The 11721-nt window shown below is 69.2% G+C and carries 12 protein-coding genes; 11 read left to right on the top strand and 1 reads right to left on the bottom strand.

Annotated elements, in window-relative coordinates:
• On the top strand, nt 1–468 hold the full coding sequence (locus ACWFRB_RS11700; protein WP_452641133.1) for a DUF3180 domain-containing protein: 468 nt from the start codon (nt 1–3) through the stop codon (nt 466–468).
• A 7-nt stretch (nt 469–475) separates the two neighbouring features.
• On the opposite strand, the gene ACWFRB_RS11695 is transcribed toward ACWFRB_RS11700, so the two are convergent.
• Nucleotides 476–2791, bottom strand: coding sequence for an ATP-binding protein (locus ACWFRB_RS11695; RefSeq protein WP_452641131.1), 2316 nt, complete (start codon nt 2789–2791; stop codon nt 476–478).
• A 177-nt stretch (nt 2792–2968) separates the two neighbouring features.
• On the opposite strand from ACWFRB_RS11695, the gene ACWFRB_RS11690 reads away from it, so the two are divergent.
• The 10 genes from ACWFRB_RS11690 (at nt 2969) to ACWFRB_RS11645 (ending at nt 11488) form a co-directional block, all read left to right on the top strand.
• Nucleotides 2969–4024, top strand: a complete 1056-nt coding sequence (locus ACWFRB_RS11690; RefSeq protein ID WP_452641129.1) for a DUF6779 domain-containing protein — start codon at nt 2969–2971, stop codon at nt 4022–4024.
• Between the two features lie 130 nt (nt 4025–4154).
• Nucleotides 4155–5081 (top strand): Rossmann-like and DUF2520 domain-containing protein, encoded by a 927-nt coding sequence (locus tag ACWFRB_RS11685; protein WP_452641127.1) that lies wholly within the window; start codon nt 4155–4157, stop codon nt 5079–5081.
• Nucleotides 5078–5992, top strand: a complete 915-nt coding sequence (gene panC, locus ACWFRB_RS11680) for a pantoate--beta-alanine ligase (RefSeq protein ID WP_136910876.1) — start codon at nt 5078–5080, stop codon at nt 5990–5992. Before ACWFRB_RS11685 ends, panC begins: the two co-directional genes overlap by 4 nt.
• 51 nt (nt 5993–6043) lie before the next feature.
• Entirely contained in the window at nt 6044–6484 is a 441-nt protein-coding gene (gene panD, locus ACWFRB_RS11675) for an aspartate 1-decarboxylase (RefSeq protein ID WP_027500490.1), read from the top strand.
• A 2-nt stretch (nt 6485–6486) separates the two neighbouring features.
• Complete coding sequence (locus ACWFRB_RS11670) at nt 6487–7302, top strand: type III pantothenate kinase (RefSeq protein WP_452641126.1); 816 nt, start codon at nt 6487–6489, stop codon at nt 7300–7302.
• Between the two features lie 163 nt (nt 7303–7465).
• Nucleotides 7466–8032 carry a cysteine dioxygenase gene (locus ACWFRB_RS11665; RefSeq protein ID WP_452641125.1) on the top strand — a complete coding sequence of 189 codons (567 nt, stop codon included), beginning with the start codon at nt 7466–7468 and terminating at the stop codon, nt 8030–8032.
• Entirely contained in the window at nt 8029–8451 is a 423-nt protein-coding gene (locus ACWFRB_RS11660) for a rhodanese-like domain-containing protein (protein ID WP_452641123.1), read from the top strand. The genes ACWFRB_RS11665 and ACWFRB_RS11660 overlap by 4 nt, the downstream gene beginning before the upstream one ends.
• A 22-nt stretch (nt 8452–8473) precedes the next feature.
• Nucleotides 8474–9985, top strand: coding sequence for a lysine--tRNA ligase (lysS, locus tag ACWFRB_RS11655; protein ID WP_452641121.1), 1512 nt, complete (start codon nt 8474–8476; stop codon nt 9983–9985).
• 119 nt (nt 9986–10104) lie between these two features.
• Nucleotides 10105–10449 carry a histone-like nucleoid-structuring protein Lsr2 gene (locus tag ACWFRB_RS11650; protein WP_027500495.1) on the top strand — a complete coding sequence of 115 codons (345 nt, stop codon included), beginning with the start codon at nt 10105–10107 and terminating at the stop codon, nt 10447–10449.
• A 103-nt stretch (nt 10450–10552) separates the two neighbouring features.
• Nucleotides 10553–11488: an esterase/lipase family protein gene (locus ACWFRB_RS11645; protein WP_452641118.1), complete on the top strand. Its 936-nt coding sequence runs from the start codon at nt 10553–10555 to the stop codon at nt 11486–11488.
• The last annotated feature ends 233 nt before the right edge of the window (nt 11489–11721 follow it).

Here is an 11721-nt window from a genome sequence, read left to right as displayed (position 1 = left end):
ATGTCGACGACCCGGATCCGGGACCTGCTCGGGCTGGCGGCCTTCGCGGCCATCGCGACCTGGCTCCTTGTTCGCGCCTTCTACGGATCGCTGCCGCCGATCCCGCTGTTCGCGGGCGCCTCGCTCTATCCGGTCGCCGCCATCGAGGTGGGCGTCGCCTTCATGATCCGGTCGCGGGTCAGCGGGCATCAGCTCGGGCAGGGCCCGCGCCAGCTCCATCCCATCACCGCGGCGCGGGCGGTGGCGCTGGCCAAGGCATCGGCTCTGGTGGGGGCCGCCACCTCAGGTGTCTGGCTCGGATTGCTCCTGTATCTGCTGCCGCAGCGTTCGACGGTTCAGGCGGCCTCCGACGACACCGCAGGCACCGTCGTCGGTCTTGTCGCGGGCCTGGCGCTCGTCGCCGCGGCGCTCTGGCTCGAGCACTGCTGCAAGGCCCCGGACGAACCGCCGGACGAGCCCGCGCTCTAGCGGCGGCTCACCGCGATTGGCGCTCGACGACCCATGCGGCGATCTGCGTGCGGGAGTTGAAGCCCAGCTTCGCCAGCACATGCTCGACGTGTCCCTGCGCGGTCCGCTGCGCGATCACCAGCTTGGCGGCGATGGCCTTGTTGGTCAGGCCCTGCGCGACCAGATCGGCGACCTGCAGTTCGCGTGGTGTCAGGGCCGTCGCGGCGCCCCTCGGTTCCGGACTCTCCTCGCCGAGGTCCTCCCCGAGCGCGAATGCGATCGTCTCCTGCGCGGTCCAGCGGGCGCCGTCCCGAAAAGCCGACTCGAACGCCTGCTCACCCAGTGCCCTTCGGGTCCGCAGCTCACACTCCTCGTGGTACGACTCCAACTTCGGCACGACGGCTCCCGGGCTGCCCACCCGCTGCCACATGGTCCGCGCCGCGCCCAGCAGCAGCGCGGCGCGGCGGGCCCGGTCCGTGGCGATGGCGATCCAGGCCTTCGCCTCGACGCACATCGCGGTCGCGAGCATGTCGTCGGTCTGCCGGGCGAGCTGCAGGCCCTTCTCGAGCAGCTCATCCGCCCGCTGCGGATCGGTCTTCCACAACGCCAGCCCGAGGGCGCAGACCGCGTAGGCGCGGTAGACGAATTCGCCGCTGGCCCCGCTGATCGCGAGGGCCTGTTCCTGGTACTCGATGGCCCGAGCGGCGTCGTCGAGCAGCCCGTATGCCACGGCGAGCCCGAGCAGGGTCGAGATCTGCCGGATGGGATTGCCTTGCGTCCGGAATACCTCGAGGGCCTCCTCCAGGCAGGCCACCGCGCGGGGGACATCGCCGGCGAAGGCGGCCAGGTAGCCGGCGGCATGCATCACGACCCCGCGGATCGCCGGGTCACCGAGATCGTCGGCGAGGCGGAGCGCCTCCTCCGCCTGTGCCGTCGCGGCCGCGATGTCGCCCTGGTTGCCGGTGAGCAGGCAGTTGGCGCACAGCGCCTTGATCCGGTGGGTGGTCGGGACCTCTCCAGGCAGGTCGAGCGCGCGGTCGAGCCAGTAGCGGCCCTCGCTGAGCAGGCCGCGGGAGAGCCAGAACGGGAACATCGCGATGGCGATCCGCATCGCGTGGTCCGCCTCGCCGGGTTCCTTCGCGCTGAACTGCATGGCCTCGCGCAGATTCGGTTGCTCCCTGGCGATTCGGACCATCAGTTCCGGCTGCCGGGGGCCGATCCACTCGGAGCGTGCTCCCAGCATCAGCCCCTCGTACCAGTCCCGGTTCCGCCGGAGCAGCGCCTTGAATTCGTGCGCCTCGTGTAGCTTCTCGCGCCCGTACTCGCGGAGGGTCTCGAGCATCCGGTACCGCACCGCGGCACCGGCCTCCTCGCGGATCAGGATCGACTTGTCCACCAGCGAGGACACCACGTCGAGCAGGTCGGGCGGATCGATCAGGCCGCCCGTACAGACGCCTTCGGCCGCATCCAGCCCGAAACTGCCCGTGAACACCGCGAGCCTGCGCCACAGCACCTGCTCGGCCCGGGTGCACAGCTCGTGGCTCCAGTCGATGCTCATCCGCAGAGACTGTTGCCGGCTCGGCGAGCCTTGCCTGCTGACGGTCATGTACAGGTCGTTGAGGCGTTCCAGGATCTCCTCGGCGGGGATGGACCGCATCCGCCTTGCCGCCAATTCGATCGGCAGGGGCAAGCCGTCCAGCCGCCGACAGATCTGCACGATCTGCGCCAGGTTGTCCTCGGTGAGCTCGAAGCCGGGCTTCGCCGCGGCGGCACGCTCGGCGAACAGGGCCACCGCCTCGTATCGCGGCGCGTTCTGCAGTTCTGGAGTGGGACCCCGGTCCGGGACCGTCAGCGCGGGCACCCGCTGCACGGCCTCGCCGCCGATGACGAGCGGTTCCCGGCTGGTCGCGAGGATGCGCAGGTCGGGGCAGGACCGGAGCAGAGAGTCCGCGAGCTTCGCGACCGCGTCGATCAGGTGCTCGCAGTTGTCCAGCACCAGAAGCACATTGCGGGTGGCCAGGTATTCGGTCAGCAGGACCAGCGGCGGGTGCGCCGGATGTTCGCGGAGGCCCAACGCGGTGGCGACGGTGTCGGGCACCAGCTTCGGGTCCTGCAGCTCACCGAACTCGACGAGCCACACACCGTCCTCGAACGCGCGGCGTGAGTCCTCCGCCACTCGCAGCGCGAGTCGGGTCTTCCCGACGCCGCCGATCCCGGTCAGCGTCACCAAACGGGCAGTGGAGAGCAGCCGCTTCGCCTCGGCGAGTTCGGGGCGACGCCCGACGAAACTCGTCGGTTCTATGGGTAGGTTCCCGATGACTTTGGCCCTTGCGTCGGGCGGCATCACACCGTCCCTCTCGTCTCGTGGTCCTCTATGGCTACGGTACCGTTCGGCCGCGCATCGCCGGATGGTCTCGGCTCAGGAGAGGCCTCCCGGATTCCTCCGATTCCGCTCCGACCGGACACGGGCTCGGCCCGTTGTGACGGCGGACGGTCGGTGCGGACGGCTATCCTCGGCTGCATGACGGTTTCTGGTCGCGCGGGCTCGCTTCGGCGGTACAAGCGCAGCACGAGCCAGATGTTCGTCGCCGCGCTGGTGGCGCTGGCGGTGATCGCGAGCCTGTTCATGATCTTCAGCAACAGCGTCCAGTTGCTGCGTGTCGGCCTGGTCGTCGCCCTGTGGGCGGCGGTCATCGCGGCCATCGCGATGACCAAGTACCGCCGCGAATCGGCCGCCGACAAGGCGAAGGTGCGCGATCTGCAGACCGTGTACGAGTTGCAGCTCGAGCGTGAGATCACCGCAAGGCGTGAGTACGAGATGGGCGTCGAGGCCAAGGTCCGCGACGAGGCGAACCTCGATGTCTCCGAGATCGCGGCCCTGCGGGCGGAGTTGGCGGCGCTGCGCGGCAGCCTCGAGGTGCTGTTCGAGGGCAGGCTGCCCGTCGACCGGGTCGCTCTGCAGGCCGACGCCACCCGGATTCCCGAGCTGGCGAGCCCGGCGCGGCCGAAGACGTTCACGCCAGACCCCGCGTACTCGGCCGCCCCAGGCGCGCGGCCGACGTTCGCCACACCGGATGACGACCCGGTCACCGCCGAGGTCATGGTCGTCGGCGAGACCGAGCCGGAGCCCGCCGCTTCGGCAGCGGCATCCCCGATCCCTAGGCAGGTGCCCCCGCCGCGCCCAGCCCCGTCGCGCCCGGCCGCGCAGCCCGCCGCGACGCAGCCGCCGCCCGAGCCGGTGCCTCCGATCCCGGTTCCCGAGCCGGTGCCGCCCACCCCGGAACCCGCACCGCTGCCCGAACCCGAGCCCGTCCCGCTGCCCGAACCCGAGCCCGTCCCGGTGCCAGAGCCGGTGCCGACGCCAGGGACCACGCCCACGGACGAGGTCTCGTCCCGCAGGGCGCGGCGGCGCGCGGCCGAGCCGGAGCCCACAGCCGAGGCCGAGGCCGAGGGGGAGCCTGCCGTTCCTGCGGGCGCGCACTCGACGGGGCTCTCGGTCGCCGAGATCATGGCGAACATGAAGAGCGCGGAGCCCGAGACGGACGGGCAGAGGTCCGGCCGCCGTCGCCGCGACTGAGCCGAACCCTTCCTCGGGCGTGCCCTAGATCACTCTGTTCCGCCATGGCGGCCGTCCCGGCGCGGCGGCTATCCTCGCTGTGAACGTCTGGTACCCGCCCTGCGGGACTGGAACGAACGAGAGGACAACGGTGACCTCCTCCGAGATCACTCAAGACCCCGCGCCCGCACGATTGACCATCGGAATCGTCTCGGCGGGACGCGTGGGAACGGCGATCGGTGCCGCGCTCGAGCGCGTCGGCCACATCGTCGTCGCCTGTTCCGCTGTGTCCGACGCGTCGATCCGCCGGGCCGAGACCAGGCTTCCCGAGACCGAGATCCTGCCCGCCGCCGAGGTGGCCTCGCGCTGCGAGCTGTTGCTGCTGGCGGTCCCGGACGCGGAGCTCGCCGGGCTGGTCGGCGGCCTGGCCGCCACCCGCTCCGTCAAGCCCGGAACCCTCGTCGTGCACACCTCGGGCGCCAACGGCATCGGTGTGCTCGAACCGCTGACCGCGCTCGGCGCGCTGCCGATGGCGATCCATCCCGCCATGACGTTCACCGGGCACGACGAGGACACCGCGCGGCTGTCGTCCGCGTGTTTCGGTGTCACCGCGGCGGACGAGATCGGCTACGCGATCGCACAGTCCCTGGTCCTCGAGATCGGCGGGGAGCCCGTCCGGGTCCCCGAAGAGGCCCGTGCGCTGTACCACGCGGCGCTCGCGCACGGCAGCAACCACCTGGTCACCCTGGTCGTGGACGCCGTCGCCGCGCTTCGCGTCGCGCTGGCGGGAGACGAACTCCTCGGCCAGCAGCTCGTAGACGACCAGCCCAACGGGGTGGCCGAGCGGGTGCTGGGCCCGCTGCTGTCGGCCGCCCTGGACAACGCGCTGCGGCGCGGTCCCGCGGCGCTGACGGGGCCGGTTGCTCGCGGCGACGCCGCGGCTGTCGCGACCCACCTCCGGGTCCTGGAGGACGTCGACCCCCGGATCGCGGCCGGCTACCGCGCCCTTTCGCTTCGGTCCGCTCAGCGGACCGGGTCCAAGCCCGAACTGATCGAGATCCTGGAGGGCCGCTCGTGAACGGCTACACACGCGGTGAACTGACCGTGCACCACGAACCCGCCGAGCTGACCAAGGTCACCAAGGCGCTGCGCGGCGTCGGGCGCCAGGTGGCGTTGGTTCCGACCATGGGCGCGCTGCACGCGGGTCACCTGGAGATCGTCCGCCAGGCCAAGCTCCGCGGCAGCGTGGTGGTGGTGTCCATCTTCGTCAACCCGTTGCAGTTCGGTGCGGGCGAGGATCTCGACGCGTACCCGCGCACCCTGGACCGGGACCTCGAACTGCTGCGCGAGGCCGGCGTGGAGCTGGTGTTCGCGCCCTCGGCGGCCGCGATGTACCCGGCGGGCAGGCGCACCATGATCCACCCGGGGCCGCTGGGCAGTGAGCTCGAGGGCGCCAGCCGCCCGACGCACTTCGCCGGGATGCTGACCGTCGTGAACAAGCTGTTCCAGATCGTCGGACCCAACCTCGCGTACTTCGGCGAGAAGGACTACCAGCAGCTCGCGCTGATCCGGCAGATGGTCCGCGACCTGAACCTGGACGTCGAGGTATACGGGGTCCCGACGGTGCGCGAGCAGGACGGCCTCGCGCTGTCCTCACGGAACCGGTACCTCGACGAGGCCCAGCGCACAGCGGCCGCGACCATCTCCGCCGCGCTGGTGGCGGGGGCGCACGCGGCGGCCGGTGGAGCCGAGGCGATCCTCGCCACCGCCCGCGAGGTGCTGGCGACGACCCCGGAGGTGGAAGTCGACTACCTCGAGGTCCGCGGCGTCGACCTGGGACCCGCGCCCGAACGCGGGGACGGTCGGCTGCTCGTCGCGGCCAAGGTCGGTAGCACCCGATTGATCGACAACGTCGGCGTCGCCGTCGGCACCGGATTCCTCGAACGGGAAGAGGATTCCCGCACCACGCAGACGACAGCGGCGGGGTAAGAGCGCCCCCTCCACCGACCCTGATTTCCAGCCAGACCCGAAGGACACAACATGTTTCGCACCATGATGAAGTCGAAGATCCACCGCGCCACCGTGACCCACGCCGACCTGCACTACGTCGGTTCGGTCACCGTGGACCAGGACCTGATGGACGCCGCCGACCTGCTCGAGGGCGAGCAGGTGTGCATCGTGGACATCAACAACGGCGCCCGCCTCGAGACTTACGTCATCGCGGGTGAGCGCGGCTCAGGGGTGATCGGGATCAACGGTGCGGCAGCGCATCTGGTTCACCCCGGCGACCTGGTCATCCTCATCGCCTACGGCGTGATGAACGAGCAGGAGGTCCGCGACTACCAGCCGCGTGTGGTCTTCGTCGACGCCGACAACAAGGCCATCGAGCTCGGTGCCGACCCGGCGCACGCCCCCGAGGGCTCGGGCCTGATCACGCCGCGGATGCTCTCCACCCTCGAAGACGCCTCGGCGCTGGTGTAGCCGTGCTGCTCACCGTCGACGTCCGCAACACCAACATCTCACTCGGGTTGTTCGCCGGCACGGGTGACCACTCGAAGTTGGTGCGGGACTGGCGGATGCGCACGGATCCGCGGATGACGGCGGACGAGTTGGCCTGGATGCTGCGGGGCCTGCTCGGGGAGAGTGCGGACCAGATCGTCGGGGTGTCGGCGCTGTCGACCGTCCCGTCGGTGCTGCGGGAACTGCGGGTGATGCTGACCCGGTACTGGGAGCACGTCCCGCACGTGGTGGTCGAGCCCGGTGTGCGAACCGGGGTGCCGCTGCTGGTCGACAACCCCAAGGAGGTCGGGGCCGACCGGATCGTCAACAGTCTTGCCGCGCACCACCTTTACGGTGGGCCGTGCATCGTCGTGGACTTCGGGGTCGCGACCTGTGTCGATGTCGTCTCGGCGAAGGGTGAGTTCCTGGGCGGTGCGATCGCGCCCGGCCTGGAGACCTCGACGGACGCGCTCGCCTCGCACTCGGCGGCGCTGCGGAAGTTCGAGTTGGTGCGTCCGCGGGCGGTGGTCGGCAAGAACAGCGTCGAGTGCATGCAGGCAGGGGCGATCTTCGGGTTCGCAGGCTTGGTGGACGGTCTGGTGCGGCGGGTGCGTGCCGAGGTGCCTGCGTTCGCGGGCAACGACGTGAACGTGATCGCCACGGGGGAGAGCGCCCCGCTGGTGATGCCGGAGTCGGAGACCATCGCGCACATCGAACGGGACCTCGCGCTCGAGGGCCTGCGGATCGTCTACGAGCGCAACCAGGCCCGCCGGGCCGCGAAGCACCCGCCGGTCGGCTGACGGCCGATGGACGGAGGGTTTGCCAATCCGGGGTTCTGTGCCACACTGGTTGGCGTGAATCGCCGCATGGTTGCTCAGGAGTGTTGTCGAGGCTGAACGCCGCCTCGATTCGTTGAGGCACGTCTCACGGCCTTGACCAATTCACCCTCCTGGAGTCTCTCCCATGCTTTCCACATCTGTGGTCTCTTCTTTGGTGCCATCACCAGTCAACGCGCTGTCCTCGCCGAGCCGTCTGCGGCCCGCCGACCTGCTGCGCATCACCGATCAGGGCGCGCAGGACGTGCTCGACGGCCGCTTCGCCGATCTGCTGCCCGGGACCGGGTCGTGGCCGACGGACGAGCGCTGGTCCACCCGCCTGCACGCCGACGATGACGTCGATGTCTGGCTGATCAGCTGGGCGCCCGGCCTCGCGACCGAACTGCACGACCATGCCGGATCGCTCGGCGCGCTCACCGTACTGAGCGGTGTGCTGGCCGAATATCGTTGGAGCGGTGGTGAACTGAAGTACCGCACGCTCGACGCGGGCGATCAGGCCTCGTTCCCCCTCGGCTGGGTGCACGACGTCATGCAGGCCCAAGGCGACCAGGTGTCTCCGGCCGCTCCGACGCTGAGCGTGCACGCCTACTCGCCGCCGCTCACCGCGATGTCCTACTACGAGGTGACCGATCAGGGCACCCTGCGGCGTACCCGCACCGAGCTGACCGATCTCCCGGAAGGACAGTCGGCATGACCATCGACGAGATGCTGGAGAAGGCCCGCGGCAGCTACCGCCGCATGTACGTGTTCGAGGTCGCCGAGGCCGTCGCCCGCGGCGCGATCATCGTCGACATCCGGCCCCAGGCCCAGCGCGCCGCCGAGGGTGCGCTGCCTGGCGCGCTGGCGATCGAACGGAACGTGCTCGAGTGGCGCCTCGACCCGTCGAGCAGCGCGCGCATCGCGCTGGCCGCCGATCACGACGTGGAGTGGATCGTGGTCTGCTCGGAGGGCTACACCTCCAGCCTGGCGGCCGCGGCGCTGCAGGAACTGGGTCTGCACCGGGCGACCGACCTCGTCGGCGGGTACCAGGCGCTGCGTTCCGCCGGTCTGCTCGGCGTCGCCACCAGGGCCCGGCACTACGTTCGGGAGGCCGCGGCCGTCGCCGCTCACTGAGGGCGCATTATGCTGGTCACCCGTGAGTGATGCAGCAATCCAGCCGGCCGATGACACCCCCGAACAGCTCCGGATCCGCCGAGAGAAGCGGGACCGGATCCTGGCGCAGGGTCAGGAGGCCTACCCGGTCTCGGTGCCGCGCACCCACACGCTCGCACAGGTGCGCGCGCAGCACCCTGACCTGGAGCCGGACACTGCCACGGGCACCGAGGTCGGCGTCGTCGGCCGCGTGATCTTCGTCCGCAACACCGGCAAGCTCTGCTTCGCGACGTTGCAGGAAGGCGATGGCACCCAGCTGCAGGCCATGATCAGCCTGGCCTCCGTCGGCGAGGACGCGCTGGCCGCGTGGAAGTCGGATGTCGACCTCGGCGACTTCGTCTTCGTGCACGGCGAGGTGATCAGCTCCCGCCGCGGTGAGCTCAGCGTGATGGCCGACGCCTGGCAGATCGCCTCGAAGTCGCTGCGTCCGCTGCCGGTCGCGCACAAGGAGATGAACGAGGAGTCGCGGGTCCGTCAGCGGTACGCCGACCTGATCGTGCGGCCCGAGGCGCGGGAGATGGCCCGCAAGCGCGTGGCGGTGGTCCGGGAGCTGCGCAACGCGCTCGAGCGGCGTGGGTTCCTCGAGGTGGAGACCCCGATGCTGCAGACGCTGGCAGGCGGCGCCGCGGCGCGCCCCTTCATCACCCACTCGAATGCCCTCGACATCGATCTGTACCTGCGCATCGCCCCGGAACTGTTCCTCAAGCGATGCGTCGTCGGCGGAATCGAGAAGGTTTTCGAGATCAACAGGAACTTCCGCAATGAGGGCATCGATTCGACGCACTCGCCGGAGTTCGCGATGCTCGAGACGTACGAGGCGTACGGCACCTACGACGATTCCGCGACGATGACCCGGGAATTGATCCAGGAGGTGGCCCAGGCCGCCTTCGGGACGCAGCTGGTGACGCTCGCGGACGGCACCGAGTACGACCTCGGCGGCGAGTGGAAGACGCTCGAGATGTACCCGTCGCTGTCCGAGGCGATCGGGGTGTCCGTCACCCCCGAGACGACCGTCGACGAACTGCTGGCCCTCGCGGAGAAGGTCGGACTCGAGGTGCCCAAGGACAAGGGGTACGGCCACGGCAAGCTCGTCGAGGAGTTGTGGGAGCACCAGTGCGGCGACCAGCTCTTCGCGCCCACCTTCGTGCGGAACTTCCCGGTGGAGACCTCGCCGCTGACCCGTCAGCACCGCACCGAGCCGGGCGTGACGGAGAAGTGGGACCTCTACGTGCGTGGGTTCGAGCTGGCCACCGGCTACTCGGAACTCGTCGACCCGGTGATCCAGCGCGAGCGGTTCGTCGACCAGGCCCGGCTGGCCTCGGCTGGGGATGACGAGGCGATGGCCCTCGATGAGGAGTTCCTCGCCGCGATGGAGCAGGGAATGCCGCCCACGACGGGCACCGGTATGGGGATCGACCGCCTGTTGATGGCCTTGACGGGATTGGGAATCCGCGAAACTATCCTCTTCCCAATTGTGCGCCCCTCGGCTCGCTGACCTCTTTCAATTGCTAATTTGCTTTTCTCCGGTATTGCGTCCGTCGGAATGGGCGTAGACTCGTCGCAGCCGGCGCGGGGAAGCGCAAAATTGCAGTTCATTGGAAGGAAACTCGATCCATGGCGAAAAAGGTCACCGTCACCCTGATCGATGATGTGGACCAGGAAGCGGCCGCCGACGAAACGGTCGAGTTCGGTCTCGATGGCGTCACCTACGAGATCGACCTGTCGTCAGCGAATGCCGCAAAACTGCGAGAGCAGCTTGAGGTTTGGGTTTCCCACGCCCGACGTTCAACCGGGCGTCGGCGGGCCAAGGCCGCTGTAGCAGGCGGCAAGAGTCGGGTGGCGATCGACCGCGAACAGAGTGCGGCGATTCGTGAGTGGGCACGGCGCAATGGCCACAAGGTTTCGGCCCGCGGTCGTATCTCGGCGGAAATCACCGAGGCGTACAACAAAGCCAACTGATCTTCCCGAAGTTTGTGCTCTCGTTTCGCCCGCCCCATCGTATGCAGGCTGTTAGCCTCGCGATCGGGCGGGCGGACGAGGGAGCAACTCGAGGGGGAGTGTCATGCGCTGGCGAATTGTGATCGGTTCATTGATTTCGGCGGCCGCGTTGTTCTGGAGCGCAGTCGCCGCGGGCGCAGCGCCCCTCCCCGAACCCGATACCTTTCTTTCCGGCGTTGTGCCGGAATTGACCAATCCGGGCGGATCGGCGCCCGGTAGTAATGACTGGTCGTGCCGGCCGACCGCGGAACACCCCACACCCGTCGTCCTGGTGCACGGCACCGCAGGAAATCGGCAGGACAATTGGGCCGCCTACGCGCCGATGCTGGCGAACGAGGGTTTCTGCGTCTTCGCCCTCACCTATGGCAACTTCGCCGATCTGCCGTGGCCGCTGAGCGCGATCGGCGGCATGCTCCCCGTGGACGAGAGCACCGAGCAGCTCGCGGCGTTCGTGGACCAGGTGCTCGCCGCGACCGGCGCCGACAAGGTGGACCTGGTCGGCCATTCCCAGGGCACCGTGGTGGCCAACAACTACGCGAAGTTCGGCGGCGGGGCGAGCAAGGTCGGCCGGATCGTCTCGTTGGCGCCGCCGTGGGACGGGACCTACGGGGTCGACGGGTTCAGCCTCGGAGCCGCGCTGCGCGGGTTGGGCGTCGACGACGAATTCGAGCTCGGGTTCCCGGCCTGCAAGGCTTGTCCCGAGATGATGCACGGCTCGGGTTTCGTGGACCGTATGCGGTCCGGCGGCCTGTACGTGCCGGGTATCGAGTACACCAACATCGTCACCCGCTACGACGAGATCGTGGTTCCGTACATCTCCGGCATCGAGCCGGGGCCGCAGGCGACCAACATCGTCGTGCAGGACGGCTGCGAACAGGATTACTCGGACCACCTGTCGATCGCCGGCGCCCGGCGGGCGCGGACGATGGTGCTCAACGCGCTCGATCCCGCGCATCAGCGTGCGGTGCCATGCGTATTCGTGCCGCCCGTCGTGGGCTGAGCCCCTCTCCCGGCCCCTGACGAGTCTCGGATCGCCCGCATCCGCCCCTGTTCGCTGCTGGCGTAGAGCCGACGGGAAACGAAACCCCTGGCTGCTGCGTTAGGACCAGTAAGCAGGCACACTGTCCCGCAGTGAATGGGATAGAGGCGGCGCAGGTCGCACCACTGGCCACTAGAGTAGAGGTGCGGCTCGTGGATTCCGTGTAGGGATCTACCCCAAGAAGAACGTGAGGG

It is taken from the genome of Rhodococcus sp. NPDC055112, from assembly GCF_053607505.1.
This window is presented reverse-complemented; position numbering and strand designations above follow the sequence as displayed.